At 64.3% G+C, this 20229-nt stretch carries 22 protein-coding genes; 8 read left to right on the top strand and 14 right to left on the bottom strand.

The window, feature by feature from the left end; translation table 11 throughout:
- From MU516_RS13840 to MU516_RS13825, 4 genes are all read right to left on the bottom strand, one after another.
- A complete protein-coding gene (locus MU516_RS13840; protein ID WP_260277825.1) occupies window positions 1–936 on the bottom strand; it encodes a tyrosine recombinase XerC in 936 nt (311 codons plus the stop codon).
- Window positions 933–1634, bottom strand: coding sequence for a DUF484 family protein (locus MU516_RS13835; RefSeq protein WP_260277824.1), 702 nt, complete (start codon window positions 1632–1634; stop codon window positions 933–935). Before MU516_RS13835 ends, MU516_RS13840 begins: the two co-directional genes overlap by 4 nt.
- Before the next feature lie 33 nt (window positions 1635–1667).
- Window positions 1668–2321: a fructose-6-phosphate aldolase gene (fsa, locus tag MU516_RS13830; RefSeq protein WP_209056245.1), complete on the bottom strand. Its 654-nt coding sequence runs from the start codon at window positions 2319–2321 to the stop codon at window positions 1668–1670.
- 121 nt (window positions 2322–2442) lie between these two features.
- A complete protein-coding gene (locus tag MU516_RS13825; protein ID WP_260277822.1) occupies window positions 2443–3030 on the bottom strand; it encodes a hypothetical protein in 588 nt (195 codons plus the stop codon).
- A gap of 162 nt (window positions 3031–3192) precedes the next feature.
- Between MU516_RS13825 and MU516_RS13820 the strand changes: the two genes are divergently transcribed.
- Window positions 3193–5397, top strand: a complete 2205-nt coding sequence (locus MU516_RS13820) for a primosomal protein N' (protein ID WP_260277820.1) — start codon at window positions 3193–3195, stop codon at window positions 5395–5397.
- 74 nt (window positions 5398–5471) lie between these two features.
- Here the strand turns inward: MU516_RS13820 and MU516_RS13815 are convergent, their stop codons facing one another.
- From MU516_RS13815 to MU516_RS13805, 3 genes are all read right to left on the bottom strand, one after another.
- Entirely contained in the window at window positions 5472–5666 is a 195-nt protein-coding gene (locus MU516_RS13815; protein WP_209056242.1) for a DUF1127 domain-containing protein, read from the bottom strand.
- 280 nt (window positions 5667–5946) lie between these two features.
- A complete protein-coding gene (locus MU516_RS13810; RefSeq protein ID WP_260277818.1) occupies window positions 5947–6132 on the bottom strand; it encodes a DUF1127 domain-containing protein in 186 nt (61 codons plus the stop codon).
- 168 nt (window positions 6133–6300) lie between these two features.
- Window positions 6301–7020, bottom strand: a complete 720-nt coding sequence (locus MU516_RS13805; protein WP_260277817.1) for a 16S rRNA (uracil(1498)-N(3))-methyltransferase — start codon at window positions 7018–7020, stop codon at window positions 6301–6303.
- A gap of 45 nt (window positions 7021–7065) precedes the next feature.
- Between MU516_RS13805 and ubiA the strand changes: the two genes are divergently transcribed.
- The 3 genes from ubiA to MU516_RS13790 all read left to right on the top strand — a co-directional run bounded on the left by ubiA (window position 7066) and on the right by MU516_RS13790 (window position 10538).
- A complete protein-coding gene (gene ubiA, locus MU516_RS13800) occupies window positions 7066–7974 on the top strand; it encodes a 4-hydroxybenzoate octaprenyltransferase (RefSeq protein ID WP_425606859.1) in 909 nt (302 codons plus the stop codon).
- Between the two features lie 63 nt (window positions 7975–8037).
- Window positions 8038–10212, top strand: coding sequence for an OmpA family protein (locus MU516_RS13795; RefSeq protein WP_260277814.1), 2175 nt, complete (start codon window positions 8038–8040; stop codon window positions 10210–10212).
- Window positions 10209–10538, top strand: a complete 330-nt coding sequence (locus MU516_RS13790; RefSeq protein ID WP_260277812.1) for a hypothetical protein — start codon at window positions 10209–10211, stop codon at window positions 10536–10538. Before MU516_RS13795 ends, MU516_RS13790 begins: the two co-directional genes overlap by 4 nt.
- Window positions 10539–10658: 120 nt before the next feature.
- Here MU516_RS13790 and MU516_RS13785 read toward each other — a convergent pair whose 3' ends face one another.
- The 5 genes from MU516_RS13785 to MU516_RS13765 form a co-directional block, all read right to left on the bottom strand.
- A complete protein-coding gene (locus MU516_RS13785) occupies window positions 10659–11840 on the bottom strand; it encodes an amino acid aminotransferase (protein ID WP_260277811.1) in 1182 nt (393 codons plus the stop codon).
- A 1-nt stretch (window position 11841) separates the two neighbouring features.
- Complete coding sequence (sseA, locus tag MU516_RS13780; protein ID WP_260277810.1) at window positions 11842–12696, bottom strand: 3-mercaptopyruvate sulfurtransferase; 855 nt, start codon at window positions 12694–12696, stop codon at window positions 11842–11844.
- An 82-nt stretch (window positions 12697–12778) separates the two neighbouring features.
- Window positions 12779–13252 (bottom strand): SsrA-binding protein SmpB, encoded by a 474-nt coding sequence (gene smpB / locus MU516_RS13775; protein WP_260277809.1) that lies wholly within the window; start codon window positions 13250–13252, stop codon window positions 12779–12781.
- Window positions 13253–13291: 39 nt separating this feature from the next.
- Window positions 13292–14086 (bottom strand): fructosamine kinase family protein, encoded by a 795-nt coding sequence (locus MU516_RS13770; protein WP_260277808.1) that lies wholly within the window; start codon window positions 14084–14086, stop codon window positions 13292–13294.
- Window positions 14083–14577: a low molecular weight protein-tyrosine-phosphatase gene (locus MU516_RS13765; protein ID WP_260277807.1), complete on the bottom strand. Its 495-nt coding sequence runs from the start codon at window positions 14575–14577 to the stop codon at window positions 14083–14085. Before MU516_RS13765 ends, MU516_RS13770 begins: the two co-directional genes overlap by 4 nt.
- A gap of 60 nt (window positions 14578–14637) precedes the next feature.
- On the opposite strand from MU516_RS13765, the gene MU516_RS13760 reads away from it, so the two are divergent.
- From MU516_RS13760 to MU516_RS13750, 3 genes are all read left to right on the top strand, one after another.
- Entirely contained in the window at window positions 14638–15630 is a 993-nt protein-coding gene (locus tag MU516_RS13760) for a P1 family peptidase (RefSeq protein WP_260277806.1), read from the top strand.
- A 222-nt stretch (window positions 15631–15852) separates the two neighbouring features.
- A complete protein-coding gene (locus tag MU516_RS13755; protein WP_260277805.1) occupies window positions 15853–17325 on the top strand; it encodes an NAD-dependent succinate-semialdehyde dehydrogenase in 1473 nt (490 codons plus the stop codon).
- Window positions 17326–17441: 116 nt separating this feature from the next.
- A complete protein-coding gene (locus tag MU516_RS13750) occupies window positions 17442–17696 on the top strand; it encodes a GlsB/YeaQ/YmgE family stress response membrane protein (RefSeq protein ID WP_260277804.1) in 255 nt (84 codons plus the stop codon).
- 90 nt (window positions 17697–17786) lie between these two features.
- Here the strand turns inward: MU516_RS13750 and MU516_RS13745 are convergent, their stop codons facing one another.
- Window positions 17787–18542, bottom strand: coding sequence for a DUF1013 domain-containing protein (locus tag MU516_RS13745; protein WP_260277803.1), 756 nt, complete (start codon window positions 18540–18542; stop codon window positions 17787–17789).
- 187 nt (window positions 18543–18729) lie between these two features.
- Here MU516_RS13745 and MU516_RS13740 point away from each other — a divergent pair, with 187 nt between their 5' ends.
- Window positions 18730–19365, top strand: a complete 636-nt coding sequence (locus MU516_RS13740) for a ribonuclease T2 family protein (RefSeq protein WP_260277802.1) — start codon at window positions 18730–18732, stop codon at window positions 19363–19365.
- A gap of 26 nt (window positions 19366–19391) precedes the next feature.
- Here the strand turns inward: MU516_RS13740 and MU516_RS13735 are convergent, their stop codons facing one another.
- Window positions 19392–20117: a proteasome-type protease gene (locus MU516_RS13735; RefSeq protein WP_260277801.1), complete on the bottom strand. Its 726-nt coding sequence runs from the start codon at window positions 20115–20117 to the stop codon at window positions 19392–19394.
- Window positions 20118–20229 lie beyond the last annotated feature (112 nt).

Genomic DNA, 20229 nt, shown 5'->3' with positions numbered 1-20229 from the left:
CTATCCGCGCGGATGCGCCGCGCGATAGACAGCCATCAGACGGACGTCGTCAACACCGGTATAGACCTGCGTCGTGGACAGGCTGGAATGACCCAGAAGTTCCTGAATGGTGCGCAGATCGCCGCCGGCGGCCAGCAGATGGGTCGCGAAGGAATGGCGCAGCGCGTGAGGGGTCGCCGAAGGCGGCAGACCCAATGCGGCGCGGGCCCGACGCAGCGCCGCGGCGATCTGATCGCCCCCCAGCCGGCCGCCGCGCATCCCGCGAAACAGCGGCTGATCCGGCGCCTGTCGCCATGGGCACTGCGCAAGATAGGCCGCGACCGCATCGCGCGCGACCGGCAGCATCGGCACATTGCGCTGTTTGCCGCCCTTGCCGGTGATCGTCAGGCTGTCGCGAAACGGCCAGTCCGCACCGTTCAGCGACAGCGCCTCGGATATCCGCAATCCGCAACCCCACAGCAGCGTCATCACCGCGACGTCGCGGGCGGCGACCCAGGGCGTGTCATGACCGACCGACACCATCTCCAACGCCTGCCGGGCCTGATCGGGGGTCAGCGGGCGGGGTAAGGACCGCGCGTATTTCGGGCTGCGCGCCGCCAGTGCGGCGCTGAGATCATGGCCCTCGCGATCTGAAAGCCAGCGCAGAAAGCTGCGCACCGCGGATTGCCGCCGGGCCAGTGACCGCGCGCCCAGACCCCGCGCGCGTTCGGCAGCCGCAAATGCGCGCATGTCGGCCTGCCGCAGGTCGCCAAGCGTTTTCGGGGTCGCGGCTTCACCGTGATGACCGCCCAGAAACGACAGAAAGGCCAGCAGGTCGGCACGATAGGCGGTGATCGTGTGGGGCGAGCGGTCGCGCGTGGCGGCCTCGACCTCCAGCCAGCGTGCCAGCGCGTCCGCCGTCGCGGGTGCAAGGGCCAGCGGGCTGGGACCGCTCATGACCGCAGTTTGGCCAGCAGCACCAGGCGAAAGACCTGCCCGAAGAAGCGCAGCAGATCGGTGCCGTGCGCGGGCGCAAAGCGGTTGCCGTCGGCACTGCCCATGACCAGCAGGGCGCGCGGATGACGCGCCCCCAGATCCAGCGGCAGCAGCGCCTCGGACGTGACCGAACGGCCATGAATCGGCTGCGTGATCGGAGAGGCAGGACGCAGCACGATGTCGTCGCCACGCGGCGCGCGACGCCCTGCTGCGATGATACGGCCCACGGCGCCTTCGGGCGCAATGACCACGTCTTCCGGAAGATTGGGGATGACGGGATCGGCCTCGATCACCAGGCGAAGCGTCTCGATCCGAAGAAGCGGCGCGATATCGGCCTGAAGGCTGTCGATGAAATCGGTCAGATCGGCGGCTTCCAGCAGACCGATCACCGCGCGATGCACCACCGCCGTTCCCGACTGATTGTCATAGGCGGCGGCGATCACGCTTTCATGCTGCGATTCCAGCCTGTCCAAGCGATGTTCAAGCGCCTCCATCGCACGGCCGCGAATGTCGATCACGTTGTCGCCGATCTCGGCCTCGCGCGCGGCAACCAGCGCGCGCATGACATCGCGATCACCAAGAATGGCCGCGGGATCGGCCAGCAGCTTTTCCCGCATTGCCGGATCAAGCCCGGTTTCTTCCTTCGGTTCGGCGGTCATCCTGCCCCTTTCCGCCGCCTGTCGCGGCTTGTGTCAGCCGATCTTCTGACCGGTCTTTGCCCAGTCCGAAGTGAACTGCTCAAGCCCCTTGTCCGTCAAGATGTGCTTTGCCATCGACTTGATGACGGCAGGGGGCGAGGTGATCACGTCGGTGCCGATCTTGCCGACCTCGATGATGTGGTTCACCGTCCGGATCGAGGCCGCAAGGATCTGCGTCTCGTAGCCGTAATTGTCATAGATCTCGCGGATATCGGCGATCAGTTCAACGCCGTCCAGATGAATGTCGTCAAGGCGGCCGATGAACGGGCTGATGAAGGTCGCACCGGCCTTGGCGGCCAGAATGGCCTGGGCGGGGCTGAAGCACAGCGTCACGTTGACCATGTGGCCGTCATTCGACAGCGCCCGGCAGGCTTTCAGTCCGTCCCAGGTCAGCGGAACCTTGACGGTGATGTTGTCGGCGATCTTCGCCAGATGCTTGCCCTCGCGGATCATGTCTTCGGCCTTGTCGGCCACGACCTCGGCGGACACGGGACCGTCGACCATTTCGCAGATCTCGCGGGTCACCTCTTCGATGTTGCGTCCGGCCTTCAGGATCAGCGATGGGTTGGTGGTCACACCGTCCACCATGCCCAGGTCGTTCAGTTCGCGGATTGCGTCCACATCGGCGGTATCGACGAAGAATTTCATGGCCCGGCTCCTCTTAGGCGGTTTCGCTGGGGTGATAGCGCAAAACATGGAACCCGGAAAGGGGTAAGCCCGGATGCGGAGGGAAGCTGCCGGGATCGGCGATCACGCGCGGATCCCGCGGTCAGGGAGACAGGTAGAAGCCGAAGCCGACGCCGATGCACCAGTCCATGCCTCCGGGGCAGTCGGTCACCCGTCCCGGCCGGCCGGTGATTCGATCCGGCTGGGTCAGGGTCGAGACGGGACCGGCGATCATGCCCGTCATGACCGGACAAACGGCCTGATTGATCCAGAAAACGATGTTGAACTTGATGTCATAGCAGTTCGGGTCGCCCGAATTGTCAAACTGGCGCACGCTGAAGGTGTTCGCCAGATTGTTGGCATCCTGATAGGTGATGCCATGCGGCGTCGCATAGCAGTTGTCCACGCCCTGATCGTAGTGCCGCTGGATGACCGTAGCAGACCAAGTCTCGCCCGGATTGACGGTGAAATAGGGTGGAGCGCCTTCAATGCAGGTATCCTCGATCAGCGCGAAGACCGCCGGCTTGTCGGTGCCGTTCTTCAGCGCCAGCCGCATCGGATAGGTCATGTTGCCATCCATGACGTTGATCACGTCGGGATCTTCGTTGGCATGTCCCGGCAGCGGCCACGCCGCAAGCCAGAACGCCAGCGCGCCTGAAGCCGACATGCATCGAAGAGCCGCAAGATCCATGGTGAAGATCCATTTCCGGTCGGGGTTCCGCAAAAAAAAGTTTAACATGCCCGGCATAACTTCCCTAGCCGTAAGTCCGCGACACAAGGGAAACAGAAAGATCTACCACCCCCACGCCGGGGGCCTTGCAACCGCGCCCGGCGCGCGTCTTTATCTGGGCCGATGCGTGACAACCTGCCCGCCTTCTTCCCTGCCCGCACCCGGATCGCCGTGCTGACCTGCGAACCCGTGGGTGTTCTGGACTATCTGGCGCCCGAACAGGGCGTCCGGCAAGGTCAGCTTGTCTTGGTGCCGCTGGGGCCGCGACGCGTGCTGGGCCTGGTCTGGGGCGACGGGACGGGCGATTTCGACCTGGCGAAGCTGCGCCCCGTGGCCAAGGTGCTTGATGCCGAACCCTTTCAGCCCGGATTTCTGGAATTCCTGACCCGCGCGGCGGACTATACGCTGACCGCGCCCCCTTTGATGCTGCGCATGGCGACCCGTGCCCCGGATCTGGACCAACCCCCGGCCGCCCGTCGCGTGATCGTTCCCGGCACCGGTGCCCCGCAGCGCATGACCGAGGCACGCCAGCGCGTGCTGGACGTGATCGCCGATCATGGCGGGGCCAGCTTTGCGCCATCGGAACTGGCCCAGCTTGCCGGCGTCGGCACCTCGGTCGTCAAGGGCCTTGTGGCGCAAGGCGCGCTGGCCGAGATCGAGGCGCCGCGCGACACGCCCTATCCGCGCCTTGATCCGTCCCTGCCCGGCAAGCCGTTGGCCCCGGATCAAGAAGCCGCCGCCAATACCCTGCGCGCCGCGATCCGCGAGGGCAGCTATGGCACGACCTTGCTGCGCGGCGTGACCGGTTCCGGCAAGACCGAGGTCTATCTGGAGGCCGTGGCGGAATGCATGGCGCGCGGCCGGCAGGCGCTGGTGCTGCTGCCTGAAATCGCGCTGTCGGCCGAATTTCTGGACAGGGTCGAGGCGCGATTCGGCGCGCGCCCCGGCGAATGGCACAGCGGCATCACCAGAACCGAACGGCGGCGCCTGTGGCACATGGCAGGCCGGGGCGAAGTCGGCCTTGTCGTCGGCGCGCGATCCGCCCTGTTTCTGCCGTTCCGCGATCTTGGGCTGATCGTCGTCGATGAAGAACATGACAGCAGCTACAAGCAGGAAGATGTCGTGTTCTACAGCGCCCGCGACATGGCAGTGCTGCGTGCCTCGATCACAAGCGCGCATGTGGTGCTGGCCTCGGCGACGCCCAGCCTTGAAAGCTGGGTAAACGCCACCAGCGGCAAATATACCCGGCTTGACCTGCGCAGCCGATACGGCGAGGCGGAACTGCCAGACATGGCCGCGATCGATTTGAGGGCCGAAGACATGCCCTCTGGTCGGTGGATTTCGCCCACACTTGAAAATGCCGTGCGGGCGCGTCTGGAGAAGGGCGAACAATCGCTTCTGTTCCTCAACCGCCGTGGCTTCGCACCTGTAACCGTGTGCCGCGCCTGCGGCGAGCAGATCGGCTGCCACCAATGCGACGCCCGGATGGTGGAACACCGGTTCCAGAACCGCCTTGTGTGCCACCAATGCGGCGAAACACGTGCGATCCCGGACGCCTGCCCGTCCTGCGGCGTGGAGGGGAAACTGGCCCCGGTCGGCCCCGGTGTGGAACGCATCGCCGAAGAGGTCGCCGCGCGATTTCCCGAAGCCAAGGCCACGGTGCTGTCGTCCGACCTGTTCCATTCGGCCCGCGCGCTGAAGGAAACCATCGCACAGATCGCGGCGGGCGATACGGACATCATAATCGGCACCCAGATCGTAGCGAAGGGTCACAATTTCCCGCGTCTGACGCTGGTGGGCGTGATCGACGCCGATCTGGGGCTGCAGGGGGCGGATCTGCGCGCCGCCGAGCGATCGTTCCAGCTGATGCGTCAGGTTGCTGGCCGCGCGGGGCGTCAGTCGGGACAGGCCCCGGGGATCGCGTTGCTGCAGACCCATCAGCCCGATCATCCGGTGATCCGTGCCATCATCTCGGGGCAGGACGAATCGTTCTGGGACGCCGAGGCCGCAGGCCGACAGGCGACCGGCATGCCACCCTTCGGAAGGCTTGCGGGGATCATCCTGTCGCATCCGGATCTGACGGTGGTCAGCGATTTCGCGCGGCACCTGGCCGCCAATGCGACCCCGTTAGAGGATGCCGGTGCCGAATTATGGGGGCCGGCGCCAGCGCCCATCGCGCGGATCAGGGGCAGGCACCGGATGCGGATGCTGATCCACGCACCGCGACAAGCCCCCGTACAATCTGCGATCGCCGACTGGCTGGCGCCGCACCGGCTGCCCGCGAACCTGCGGCTGGCGATCGACATCGATCCGCAAAGCTTCCTGTGAGGCCCGAGTCAAAAAGAAAAACCCCCGCAGCGACCGCTCGGGGGTTCGTCTCGTCTGGTCTGGTGGCGATGGCCTCAGTGGCCGCGCGCAATCCGTTCGATGTCGCCGCGGCACAGCCCGATATCATCAAGCTCGCGGTCCGACAGAACGCTCAGTTCGCGGCGGGTCCGGCGCGTATCGCTCCAGGACGCCAGCAGCGAGACAAGATTTGCAACGACGCTGCCAAGGCCTCCGACAGCAAAGCTGCGGTTCGTTTCAATGGCGGACATCTTTTCACCCATTCTCATGTTGCCCGGTTCATGGGCATGTTTCTGACAAGGCAGCATGTAGATTGTGCAGGTGCAGAAAACCACGGACATTCCAGCAAGGCCGGCATGCGTGGGATGCATGAATTCGCATTCTGTCGGGGCAAATGAAACCGGTCAGCGCGACGTCATGCTGGGACGGTCGGCGTCTCAGCCGCCAGACTGCCGCGCAGCAAAGAAAAACCCCCAGTTGCCGTGGCAAATGGGGGTTCGGTCGACTTGGGTCTTGCGTGCGTCCAACATGTCAGATGCTGGCCACAACACCGTCAATGTCGGCACGGTTCAGGCCGATATCTTCCAGCTCGCGCTCGCTCAGGCGGTTCAGTTCGGCGCGCGTCTCGCGGCGCTTGAGCCAGTCGGCGAAATCGGCGCGCAGATCGGCGAAGAATTCCTTCAGGCCAAAACCTTCGTTCAGGGCGATGGTGGTCATGTCAACGTTTCCTTTGCGTTCCGGGCGCGGCCCATCCGCGGCCCTTCCACGCAAATGAATCTAGGTCCATGCCGCACCGGATACATCCCCGGAAAAAGTCAACGCCGCATTGCAGCATCGTCATAACCCACGGCCGAGGCTGGCGTTAGCGCCAACCTTGATCCCGGATCATGACCAATCACCCAAGGCAGCCTGCCACAATGTCAGCGCGGCGACAGCGGCCGTATCGGCGCGCAGGACGCGCGGACCAAGGCTTATGCGCGTCACATGGCGCAGCCGCGAAAGACGGTTGCGCTCTGCATCCGAGAAACCGCCTTCCGGCCCGATCAGAATCGCCCATCGTCCTCGGGACAGGCCCGCCAGGGTCTGGGCCGGTCCGGCCATCGCCTCGTCCGCCCAGAGGATCGAGCGAGACGGATCCCAGCCATCCAGCAGACGCGACAGCGGCGACAGATCCTCGACCGGCGGGACGAAGGTGCCGCCACATTGTTCCGCGGCCTCGACGGCATGCGCCTGCAACCGGTCCTGACGAATGCGTTCCGCGTTGGTAAAATCGGTCTGCACCGGCACGATACGCGCAGCCCCCATCTCGGTCGCCTTCTCGACGATGAAATCCGTCCTCGCCTTCTTGATCGGTGCGAAGATCAGCCAAAGATCGGGCGGGTCACGCTGCGGCGCGGTCTGTTCCTGAACCTCGATATGGCCGCCGCGCTTGCCGGCAGACGTGATCAGTGCGGACCATTCGCCATCCCTGCCGTTGAAGATCGTGATTCCGTCGCCCGGCTTCAGCCGCATGACGCCCGATAGATAATGTGCCTGCGCCGGAATCAGGAGCACGTCTTGTCCCGACGCCAAGGGGTGATCTATGAACAGTCTGATCTTCGCCATGATGGGCACGACGCTATGCAAAGCCGGACCGAAAGGCCAGATACCGTGATTGACGCACCCAGGGGCAATTGGGTGGACCGATATGCGCCGCATGGCTGGCGGCCTTTTCTGCACATGTCCCGCGCCGACCGTCCGATCGGTACCTGGTTGCTGCTTCTGCCATGCTGGTGGGGGATAGGGCTTGCGATGATGGCGGATGGACCCCGCCCCTTCGATCTGTGGATCGCGGTCGCCTGCGCCATTGGCGCCCTTGTGATGCGCGGCGCGGGCTGCACCTGGAACGACATCACCGATCGCGACATCGACGCCCAGGTTGCGCGGACCAGATCGCGGCCCCTGCCATCGGGCCGGATCGGCCTGCGGGCCGCATATCTGTGGCTGGTCGCGCAGGGGATGACGGGATTGGTGATCCTGCTGACGCTGGGACAGGCCGCGACCTGGATGGGGGTGGCATCGTTGGCGTTGGTCGCGATCTACCCGTTCGCCAAACGCTTCACCTGGTGGCCGCAGATCTTTCTGGGCTTCGCCTTCAACTGGGGCGTCATGCTGGCCTATGCCGCGCATATGGGCCGGGTGGATCTGGCGCCGGTCGTTGCATGGCTTGCGGGGATCGCCTGGACGATCTTTTACGACACGATCTATGCCCATCAGGACGCCGAAGACGACGCACTTATCGGTGTGAAATCCACAGCGCTTCTGTTCGGCGACAACAGCCCGCGCATCCTTGCCGGGTTCGCGGCGCTGGCGGTCGCACTGCTGGCCATCGCGATCTCACTGACCGGTCGCAATCTGTTGATAGGGGGGGCAGGGCTGGCCGGTTTCGCCGCTCACCTGATCTGGCAATTGCGTTTATTCCAACCGGATCAGAATGATAGCTGCCTTCGCCTGTTTCGGTCGAACCGGGATGCCGGGCTGATCCTTGCGCTGTTTCTTGCCATCGCGGGGCTGGCATGATTGCGCGGCCCGCACCGCACGGCTAGACCGGCGCGACTTGCCACAGACGAGGATCCCGCACGCATGGCACAGTCCCGCCGCCGCATTTCCACCGCATTCGCATCGGTCATCGTTTTGGGCGCCGCGGGCGGTCTGTGCTGGTGGGGCGCACAATCCGCCGCACAGTTCATCGAGAACCGGGCGCGTCAGGATGTGCAACTGGCCTTCAGCACCAGCGGCCAGGACTGGGTGCGCGTCACCACCGACGGGCTTCGGGTGCATCTTTCAGGGACCGCCCCCAGCGAGGTCGAGCGATTTCGTGCGAAGACGCGCGCAGAGACGGCCGTTGATCCGTCCAGGGTCATCGACGACATGACCGTGGCTTCAACCGAGACTCTGACCCCCCCCGATTTCAAGGTTGAATTGCTGCGCGACGACGACGGCATTTCGCTGATCGGGCTGGTGCCATCGAAGACGGACAGGGCCAGCCTTGTCCGTGGATTGAAGGACGAGACCGCAGCCCCGCAGATCACCGATCTTCTGGAAAGCGCCGATTACCCGGTGCCCAAGGACTGGGATCAAGCGATCGCCTTCGGGCTTCGCGCCGCGCAGATGGCCGCCAGCGCAAAGATCTCGGTCAGTCCGGGACAGGTGACGGTGACGGCGATCACCGACAGTCGCGCGGAAAAGGGGCGGCTGGAGACGGAACTGAAGCGCGCCGTGCCCGAGAATGTGCGCCTTACGACGCGGGTATCGGCACCGCGTCCGGTCATCGCGCCGTTCACGCTGCGGTTCCTGATCGACGAGGATGGTCCCCGCTTCGATGCGTGCTCTGCCGATAACGAGGACGGTCGCGCACGGATTCTGGATGCGGCGGTAAAGGCAGGTGTCAGCGGCAAGCCCGGCTGCACGCTGGGTCTGGGTGCGCCGACACCCGACTGGGCCGATGCCGCTGTTCCGGCCATCGAGGCGGTCGCGGCGATCGGCGAAGGGGCGGTCACGATTTCGGACGCTGATATCGCGTTGATCGCGCCTGCCTCGGTCGATCAGGCGCTGTTCGATCAGGCTGTGGGACGGCTGGAACAGGCCGTTCCGCGTGTCTTTTCCATCCAGGCGCGTCGCGAAAACCCGGACAACGGCGACCAGGGGCCAGCCGAATTCGTGGCGGCACTGTCGGGTCAGCGCAGCCTGTCGATGCGCGGCAGGATCACGGATACCCGCATGCGCGAGGCAGTGGACAGTTTCGCGCGGTCGCGCTTTGCCACGGTCCAAAGCAGCCTGCGCAGTGACGAAGACGTGCCCGGCGGCTGGACCGTGCAGGTGATCGCCGCGCTGGAATCCATGGATATTCTTGAAAGCGGCACGGTCGATGTGACCCCGGAACGCATCCGGCTGGTCGGCACGTCCGGCGACCCCAACGCGGCCGAGCGTGTTGCAGCGACGCTGTCGGAGCGCCTTGGTCCGGGTGCGCGCTACGATCTTTCGGTTCGCTATGACAGACGCCTGGATCCCGCGCTTGCGCTGCCCGACGGCGACGAATGCGTGCGCCGCCTCAACATCATCATGTCGGAATCCGAGATCGGCTTCGAACCCAATAAATCCGCGATCGCGGGTGATCCCGCGGCCACGCTGGGGCGGATGGCCGAGGTTATGACCGACTGCGCCGACTTCCAACTGGAGGCCGGTGGTCACACCGATTCACAGGGTTCGGAAGGGTTCAACGCCGATCTTTCGCGCTCTCGCGCTCAGGCGCTGGTCGCCGCCATGAAGGAGGCCGGGATCGACACCAGCAACATGTCCGCCCGCGGCTATGGTGAAAGCCGGCCGATCGCCAGCAACGACAGCGAAGAGGGTCGCGAGGAAAACCGCCGGATCGAATTCAGCCTGTTGTCGGATCGCCCCGTGCATAGCGCCCCGCTGCCAGAGCCGGTCACGTTGACGGGCGTCACACGCGAACCGGTCCCGGAGGGCGAGAACGCCAAAGCTGCGAAGGCCCCGCAACCGGTTCAGGCACCACAGGGCCCCACGGCGCCGGACGCGCCGATGCAGGGACCACAACTGCCGCAGATCAGCGTTGGCCCCGGCATGGCCCCCGCCACCGTCGGCGTCAGCGAAGAGTTCCAGACGCTGGACGCGCGCGAGGAAAGCATTAGGCTGCCGGTACAGACCCCGACCGAGGATACGCCCCGCCCCGAACGTCGTCCTGAAACAGAAGGCGGCACGCCCGAGGCAGACGAAAGCACGATCGTTTCAGAATGAACCGCACCGAATTCATCACCGTTACCGCCATAATCCTGTTCGCGGCCTTTGTGCTGGGATGGATCGCAAGCTGGATCGTGCATCGGCTGACCCGCCCGACGCGTGCGGGCATGACCGAACTGGACCGCATGGCACAACAACTGCACGAAGCGGAGGAAGCCCGCGACGCGGCGGTTGCGCAGTTGGAGGAGCGCGAGGCGGACTTGGCAAGCCGCCTGGCCGGCACCGAGGTCGAGCTGCAGGCCGCAATGGATGGGCTGCGTGAAAGCCGCACCGAGGTCGAGGAATTGCGAGACTATATCGAGAAAAAGCTGGTCCGCCGCTGACCGAGCATACCGCGGCGAAAAGCGCGCTCCGCCGTATTTTTCTACGGCTGCTTCACCTCTGCGTTAATTCCTGCAAGCAGGAGGCCCTGTTCAGGCCTCCTGCCTTGTCCGGGATTGGTTTCAGATCCCTGCATCGATGATCGCGCGGGCCAGCACTGGAACGCTGTCGCGATTCAGTCCGGCAATGTTCAGGCGCGAATCACCGACCATGTAGATCGCCGAATCGTCCTTGACCTTCTGAACCTGCTCGGGCGTGGCACCAAGGCGCGAGAACATGCCACGATGGCGGGCGACGAAGTCGAAGCGGTCGCTGCCCGACAGGTCGCGCAACTCGGATGCCAACTGATCGCGCAGCCCCAGCATGGTGTTACGCACGTCCTCCAGTTCTGATTGCCAATCGGCGCGCAGCGCGTCGTCGTCAAGGATCGTGGACACGATCCGTGCGCCATGATCGGGCGGGAAGGAATAGGTCTGACGGTTCAGGAAGGTCATCGACCCCTGCGCCATGTCGCGCGCGCCGGTATTCTCGGCCAGGGTCATCAGGATGCCGGTGCGCTCGCGGTAGATGCCGAAGTTCTTCGAGCAGGAGGCCGCGATCAGCACCTCGGGCAGCGAGGCCGCGACCAGCCGAGTCGCCTCGGCATCCGCGTCCAGCCCGTCGCCAAAGCCCTGATAGGCCAGGTCGATCAGCGGCACCGCACCGGATTTCTCCAGCATGGCGATGACCTCGCGCCACTGATCCGTCGTCAGATTGGCGCCGGTCGGGTTGTGGCAGCAGCCGTGCAGAAGCACGATGTCACCCTTGGTGGCCTTCGCGATATCGGCCTTCATCCCGTCGAAATCGACGCCGCGCGTGTCATTGTCGAAATAGCGATACTGAACGAAGGGCAGCCCCATGAATTTCATGATGGACAGGTGGTTCGGCCAGGTCGGGTCCGAAACATGCACGGTCAGGTCCGGATTGGCCATCCGCGCCAGTTCCAGAGCCTGCCGGATCGCCCCGGTGCCCCCAACGGTCGCGACCGAAGCCAGCCGGTCCGCCGGAACGTCCTTAAGGACCATGCGCGCCATGGCGTTGCGATATTCCGGCGTCCCGGCAAGGCCGGTATAGGCCTTGGTGGTCTGGGCTTCCCAGATCCGCTGCTCGGCGGCCTTGACCGCGCGCATCACCGGCGTGACGCCTTGCGGATCCTTGTAGACGCCGACACCCAGGTCGACCTTGCCCTGACGGGTATCGGCCCTGAACTCCTCCATCAGCATCAGGATCTTGTCGGGGGCTTGCGGTTTCAGGTTCGACAGCATCTCAGGCGTCTCCGGTTGCGATATTCAGGTCGTCGAAGCTGCCCCATTCGGTCCAGCTTCCATCGTAAAGCGAATGGTGGCGGTGTCCGATCCGTTCCAGCGCAAGGCTGAGAATTGCGGCGGTCACGCCGCTGCCGCAGCTTGTGATGGCCGGTTTGGACAGATCGACGCCGGCGGCTTCGAATTCGGCACGCAGCGCATCGGGATCCTTCATGGTCCCGTCGCCATTCAGAAGCCGGCCAAAGGGCAGGTTCTTCGAACCGGGGATATGCCCCGATCGAAGGCCGGGGCGCGGTTCTTCCATTTCGCCGCGGAACCGTTCCGGGCTGCGGGCATCGATGATTTCGTGATCGCCCAGCTTTGATGCGGCGGCAACCTGCGTCACGTCGCGGACCAGACCGGCCTGTCGTTGCACCGTGATGTGGCGGTCGCGCAGCACCGGCGGCATGTCCTCGATCTCGCGCCCTTCGGACTGCCACTTGGCAAAGCCGCCATCCAGCACAGCGACATCGGTCTTGCCCATCAGGCGGAAGGTCCACCAGACGCGCGCGGCACTGCGGACATCCGAGTTGTCATAGATCACTACCTGATGACCGTCGCCGATACCCTGCGCGCGCATCCGGCTGATGAACAACTCGGTCGGGGGCGCCATATGCGGCAGCGCGCTGCGGCTGTCAGAGACCGCGTCGATGTCGAAAAACCGTGCGCCGGGGATATGGGCGGCCTCGTATTCGGCGCGGGCATCGCGTCCGGTGGCGGGCATGTGCCAGCTTGCGTCGATCAAGCGAAGATCAGGATCATTCAGATGCGCGGCAAGCCATTCGGTCGAGACCAGCGTCTTCGGATCGTCCTGCATCGTCGTCCCCCTTTGTCGGCCCGCCCTGTCGGCACGTCGCCCGATTTACAGGGGGAACGGCGCGGCTGCAACGCCGCTTGGCCTATCCCTGCTTTAACAGGCGCTGTTTCTGACGGTTCCAGTCGCGCTTGGCACTGGTTTCGCGCTTGTCGGCAACCTTCTTGCCCTTGGCGACGCCGATTTTCAGCTTCACCAACCCCTTGTGGTTGAAATACATCACCAGCGGCACGAGCGTCATGCCTTCGCGCCCTACCGCCTGCCACAGCCGCGACAATTCGCGCCTGCTGACCAGCAGTTTGCGCTTGCGCCGTTCGTCATGGCCGAACACCCCCGCATTCAACAGCGTGGCGATATAGCCGTTGATCAGCCACAACTCACCACCCTCGATGCTGGCATAGCTTTCGGCGATGTTGGACTGTCCTGTGCGCAAGGACTTGACCTCGGATCCGGTCAGCACGATGCCAACCTCGAGATCGCTTTCGATGAAGTAATCGAAGCGCGCCCGCCGGTTCTCGGCGATGATCTTGTAGTTCTTGTTTTCCGGTTCGTTGGCCATGACGGCGTTAGATAGGCGCGTGAACTGCCGCTGTAAAGGTCACGCGAAGGGCGCCACGCAGCGTTCGACCAACCCAAGATATCCGGGTCCGAACAGACGCAGATGCACCAGCGCCGGAAATAGCTGATAGATCGGGCGACGATCCGCAAGGCCGGGATCGGGCCGGTAGGCATCCCAGAACGACCCGTCCGGGGTGCCGAACAGGCACAGCATCGCCAGATCCACCTCGGCATGACCGTGATAGCAGGCCGGATCGATCAACCCGGTCACATGGCCATCGCGCGCCATGATGTTGCCGGTCCAAAGATCGCCGTGCAGCAGTGCGGGCAAGGGACGCACGGGCAGCAGATTGTGCAAGCGCGCGGCCAGCGCCTCGATCCTGCGGGCAACGTCGCGGGGCAGATGCGGCAGGAACGGCAGCAGGCGACGGCGCGCCCAGAAATCCGGCCAGCTTTCGACTGGCGCGTTCTGCACAGGCACCGGCCCAAATGCATGGTCGCAGTTCCAGCCATAAGCCGCGCCCCGTGTCGCATGCAGCCGCCGCAATTGCCGGCCCAGATCGGCCCACGCGACCGACGGCCCCTGATCGCGCCCCAGATCCTGCATCAGAAGCATATCGCCCGACACCGCCAGAACCCCCGGCGATGAAGCGCCGCTGGCAGCGATGGCGCTCAACATCCGGGCTTCGGCCGCTGCCGTCGCCGCGATCTTCAGCACGACGGTTGTGCCATCGACAAAATGCAGCCGCTGAACCACGGACAGGTCGCCGCCATGCAGGTTCTGCGCTGAAGACAGTTCCTTTCCGATCAGCGCTGCCGCGGTTTCCGCGTTCATGCGCGCAAGCGTTCCAGAATGCCACCAGCCGCCTCGGTTGCATCCGCCCAAGCCGTCCGAAACCCTTCCGGGCCGCCATAGTAGGGATCGCCGACCTGTTGCCCTTCGCGCCCCGGCACATGGTCCAGAAGCAGAGCCAGTTCGGCGCCCGATCCCGGGGGCCGCATCCGGCGCAGATGTGCAAGATTGTCCCGGTCCATCGCCACGATCAGATCGAAGCGGTCGAAATCTGCAATGTTGATCTGCCGTGCCCGCTGATCCGAGATATCCACGCCGTGACGTGCGGCCTCGGCCCGGGACCGGGGATCGGGCGGTTCGCCAACGTGCCAAGGCCCGGTACCGGCCGAATCGACGGACAGGTCAACGCCCCGCGAAGATGCCAGCGCCCGCAAAGCCGCCTCGGCCAGAGGTGATCGACAGATATTGCCCATGCAGACGAACAGCACTGACGGCCGGTCCGCGATCCGCGGATTGGTGATTGCCATGCTCATACGGCTCAGGCTACGCCAGAGATCACCGAGACGGAAGGGCGCTTGCAGGGGGGAACGGGAATGCGGCCCGGAACACGGAATCTGATTACCGATGTGGAAGGCTTGCGGGTGGGCAATGCCCATGACGCGGCGCTGAAATCCGGCACAACGGTGCTGACGTCGGACCGGCCCTTCGCGGCCGGAGTGCATGTGATGGGCGGCGCGCCCGGCACCCGTGAAACCGACGCGCTGGCGCCTGACAAGCTGGTCAGTCAGGTGGATGCGCTGGTGCTGTCGGGCGGTTCGGCCTATGGGCTGGCGGCGTGCGATGGCGTGATGGCCGGATTGGCCGCCGGCGGGCGCGGCTTTGCGGTCGGCGACGTCCGGGTGCCGATCGTGCCCGGCGCAATCGTCTTCGACCTGCTGAACGGCGGCGACAAGCGGTGGGACGCAAACCCCTACCCCGGCCTTGGCCTGGCCGCCCATGCGGCAGCAAGCGCGGATTTCGCCATCGGCAGCGCCGGCGCAGGCACGGGGGCCACCACGGCCTTGCTGAAGGGGGGGCTGGGCTCTGCCTCTGCCGTGCTGGAGAACGGGCTGACCGTCGGGGCGCTGGTGGTGGTCAACGCGCTTGGCTCCGCCACGATCGGCGACACGAACCGGTTCTGGGCAGCGCCGTGGGAATTGAACGGCGAGTTTGGCGGCCTTGGAATGCCCGCGACATTCCCGGCCATGCAAGAGCCACAACCGATGAAGCGGCAAGCAGAGGCCACCACGATCGCCGTCGTCGCCACCGACGCGGCGCTGGACAAGGCTGCACTGACCCGGCTTGCCACCGTCGCGCATGACGGGCTGGCGCGCGCGCTGGTACCCAGCCACACGCCTTTCGACGGCGATCTGGTCTTTGCGGTTTCGACCGGAGAAAAGCCCCTGCCCGATCCTGGTGCGGGCACGTTCGGTCTTGGCCATGCGGCGGCAACTGCGCTGGCGCGGGCCGTGGCACGCGCGGTTTACGCCGCCACCCCGGCGCCCGGCGATCTGCAGCCATGCTGGAGCGACACGCGAAGGGACTGAACGAAGGGCGGTGCGACCTGCGCACCGCCCCCGAGAGATCGCCAAGAGGGACAACTTAGCGACGCAATGGAACGATCCAAGGGGCGATCCGGTTCAATCCGGGGGGTTCGCCTTGGACGCATCGGCGGCCAAACGCCGGAAAAACCGTGAAGATGGCCGCCTTTGACAAACGCTAAGCGAACTGATCAATATATTAACCGAATCCAAGCAGGAGAGGCTGCCGTGACCAAACATTCCACCGATCTCAAGACCCTGCTGCGCGATCCCTCGCTGCTGGAAACCCGCGCCTTCGTGGGTGGCGAGTGGGTCGATGCCGCCGACGGCGCCACCTTCGACGTGCTGAACCCGGCCCGCGGCGACGTGATCGCCAAGGTTGCCGATCTCAGCCGCGCCGAAGTCGCGGACGCGATCGACGCCGCGGCACAGGCAATGAAGGGTTGGGCTGCCAGAACCGCCAAGGAACGCGCGCAGGTCATGCGCAAATGGTTCGACCTGATGATGGAGAACCAGGACGATCTGGCCCGCATCCTGACCGCCGAGATGGGCAAGCCCTTCGCCGAGGCGAAAGGCGAAATCGCCTATGGCGCCAGCTTCATCGAATGGTTCGGCGAAGAGGCCAAGCGTGTCTATGGCGAAACCATCCCAGGCCACCAGTCCGACAAACGCCTGACGGTGATCCGCCAACCGATCGGCGTGGTCGGCAGCATCACGCCCTGGAACTTCCCCAATGCGATGATCGCGCGCAAGGCGGGTCCGGCACTGGCGGTCGGTTGCGGCTTCGTCGCCCGCCCCGCCGCCGAAACGCCGCTGTCGGCCTTGGCCATGGCGGTGCTGGGCGAACGCGCCGGGTTGCCCAAGGGCATCCTGTCGGTCGTCACATCGTCGCGATCGTCGGAAGTCGGCAAGGAATTCTGCGAGAACCATCTGGTCCGCAAGCTTACCTTCACCGGCTCGACCGAGGTGGGCCGCATCCTTCTGCGCCAGGCCGCGGACCAGGTGATGAAATGTTCCATGGAACTGGGTGGGAACGCCCCCTTCATCGTGTTCGACGACGCCGATCTGGATGCGGCGGTCGAGGGGGCGATGGCATCGAAGTTCCGCAACAACGGCCAGACCTGCGTCTGCGCCAACCGGATCTATGTGCAGGCCGGGGTCTACGACGAATTCGCGCGCCGTCTGGCCGCAGCGGTCGACAAGCTGAATGTCGGCGACGGCCTTGAGGATGGGATCACCACCGGCCCGCTGATCAACGAAAGCGCCGTCGAGAAAGTCGAAGAGCATATCCAGGACGTGCTGGACGGCGGGGGCCAGGTCGTGACCGGCGGCGACAGGCTTGGCGGGCTGTTCTTCCAGCCGACGGTCGTGAAGGGCGTGACCGACAACATGAAGGTCGCCACCGAAGAAACCTTCGGCCCGCTGGCCCCGTTGTTCAGGTTCGAAACCGAAGAAGAGGTTGTCGAAAAAGCCAATGCCACGATCTTCGGGCTGGCTTCGTATTTCTACGCCCGCGACGTGGGTCGGATCACCCGCGTTCAGGAAGGGCTGGAGTACGGGATCGTCGGCGTGAATACCGGCATCATCTCGACAGAGGTCGCGCCCTTCGGCGGCGTCAAACAGTCCGGGCTGGGCCGCGAAGGCAGCCGCCATGGCATCGAGGATTTCCTGGAAATGAAATATATCTGCCTGTCGATCTAGGTCGCGCAGGGCCAGGAAATCAATGCGCGGCGGGAACGATGTGCAGCCGCCGTGCATTTGTCTGCAGAGCCGCCGTGGTAGCGGCGGCAAGACATTGACGTAAAGGGACAAGAACCATGGAAGGTTTCGGCTGGATTCTTTCGATCATTCTCGGCGCGATCGCCGGTTGGATCGCCGAAAAGATCATGAATAGCGATCATGGCCTGCTGATGAACATCATTCTGGGCATCGTGGGCGCGCTGGTCGGTAACTGGCTGTTCAGATTGATTCTGGGCGGCACCGCCGGTGGTGCCATCGGCCAGCTGGTCGTCGCCGTCATCGGTGCCTGCATCCTGATCTGGCTGGGTCGCCTGATCCGCAGCAAGACCTGATCAGGGCATCACTGACAAGGACGAACAGAAAATGTATAGCCGGCGCAACCAATGTTGCGCCGGCTATTTCATACGGTCAGGGTCGCCCGATCAGCGGCCGGTGTCATCCTCGTCTTCGTCGTCGGAATCGGGCAGGTTGAAGAAGGTATCGGCATCCAGATCACGCCGGGGCTTCTCCTCTTCGCTATCATCCTTGGACAACGAGAAATTCTCAAGCCCGGCAATCGCGGTGGGCAGGCGCGGCTCGTCTGTCATTGACAGCGAGGTTTCGGTGCTGACCAGCTTGCGACGCTCGTCATCCGACATTACCTCGCCTTCCGTTCCGCGCTTCTTCGCAGCTTTCTGAACAGCGGCATCCAGTTCGGTCTGACGGCACAGCCCCAGCGCAACCGGGTCAATCGGCTGAATGTTCTGGATGTTCCAATGCGTCCGTTCGCGGATCGAGTTGATAGTCGGCTTGGTTGTCCCGACCAGCTTGGCGATCTGCGCATCCGCAAGTTCGGGGTGGAACTTGACCAGCCACAGGATCGCGGCCGGACGGTCCTGACGCTTGGACAGCGGGGTATAGCGCGGGCCACGGCGCTTTTCCTCACCCTCGGCGGCAGGGTTGTATTTCAGCTTCAACCTGTAGGCAGGATCGGCTTCGCCCTTCTTGATCTCGGCGGGGTCCAGTTGGCTAGAGGCAACGGGGTCATAGCCCTTGACCCCCGCAGCCACATCGCCATCGGCGATGCCCTGCACCTCAAGTTCGTGCAGACCGCAGAAATCACCGATCTGCTTGAAGCTCAGCGTGGTGTTGTCGACCAGCCATACGGCGGTGGCCTTGGCCATCAGCGGCTTGTTCATGTCTGTCTCCTTCGCGTCTCTGCCCCTGCGCCACGGCCTGTCCGGGCCGGGAAAACGGCTTTCGGCGGTCGCCATTCCTCGTTTTCGGGGGGAATTGGGCGTGGATATAGCGTTTCCCGGCGTCAGAGAAAAGGGGATTCGCGCAATGGGCATGGACGTTCCGTCCGCGCGCGCTAGGTTGTCGGACATGAAACGCATGCTCTTCGCTGCACTGATGACCCTGTCGCCCCTGCCCGCCGTCGCCCAGGATGTCGCCGGGCGGTTCGATTATTATATCCTGTCGCTAAGCTGGTCGCCCTCGTGGTGCCGCGCCGAGGGCGACAACCGGAACGCGGCGCAATGCGCGACCGGAGGCGGGATCGATTTCGTGGTGCATGGGCTGTGGCCGCAATATGAACGCGGCTGGCCGCAGGATTGCCGGACGGACAAGCGCGATCCATCGCGCCGCGACAGCGCCGCGATGGCAGACCTGATGGGGTCGGGCGGGCTGGCCTGGTATCAGTGGCAAAAGCATGGCCGATGCTCTGGCCTGACGGCTGACGGTTATTACGCCGCCACGCGCGAAGCCGCCGGACGGATCGACATTCCAGATGTGTTCGAGCGTCTGGACCGCAGCGTCCGCCTGCCCGCAAACGTGGTCGAGGACGCCTTTATCGAGGCCAATCCCGAACTGACGCGCAACGGGATTACCGTCACCTGTCGCGGCGAGGCACTGCAAGAGGTTCGGATCTGTTTGACGCGCGATCTGCAGCCGCGTGATTGCGCGCCGGATGTCCGTCGCGACTGCCCACGCAACGACATGCTGATGGAACAGCCTCGCTGACCGGAACACGGCAGGTCCGGGTGACGCTAGATCGCCACCTTGCCGAAACTGTCGCGCAGGGCAGCCGACCACGCCGCGCTCATTTCCATGAAATCGGGATCGCCCTCCTGGATCCGGCGGCGCGCAGACACCGCGCAGGCATCCCTTTCGATCACGGCAAGATCCAGGGGCATTCCCACGGAAAGATTGGACCGCAGCGTGGAATCCATAGACAGCAGAACGGCCTTCTGCGCATCGGCGAGGTTGGTTTCGGGTGTCACAACGCGGTCAAGGATGGGCTTACCGTATTTATGTTCGCCGATCTGCAGGAAGGGCGTGTCTTCGGTTGCCTCGATGAAGTTGCCTTCGGGATAGATCAGGAACATTCGCATGTCGCCGCCCGCGCGCTGCCCCGCGACGATCATGCTGGCCGACGCCTGTTGGCGCAATTCCCGGCATTGTTCGGCGATCTCGCGCCGGGTGCGCGACAGCGTATCGCCGATGATCGTGGCAACCTGCAGCATCGTATGCGCGTGCAGGATCGACGTCGTTTCGTCGGCCATTTCGTCCTGTGTCGCCTCTTCCAGCCGTGCAAGCGCGGTTTGCGTAACCGACAGCGAACCGGCCGTCATGATGGCGATCACCCGTTCACCCGGATTCTGGAAGAAGAACATCTTCCGATAGCAGGCAATATTGTCCAGCCCGGCATTGGTGCGCGTATCGGACAACAGCACCAGCCCGGCATTCAGTTTCAAACCGACACAATAGGTCATCTTAAAAGGCGGTCCCGACATGAAAATCGTCGCCACCTTAGTTCTGGCGTCGATACTCTGCAATCTGCATTGAAATACAGGCTTCGGGCCAAGCCGACGACCGCGCCCTGCG

Origin of the sequence: Paracoccus maritimus (assembly GCF_025195095.1) — a bacterium.
GTDB classification, from domain to species: Bacteria; Pseudomonadota; Alphaproteobacteria; order Rhodobacterales; family Rhodobacteraceae; genus Paracoccus; species Paracoccus maritimus.
Note: the sequence above shows the minus strand (reverse complement) of the source record. Positions and strands in the feature narration are given on the sequence as shown.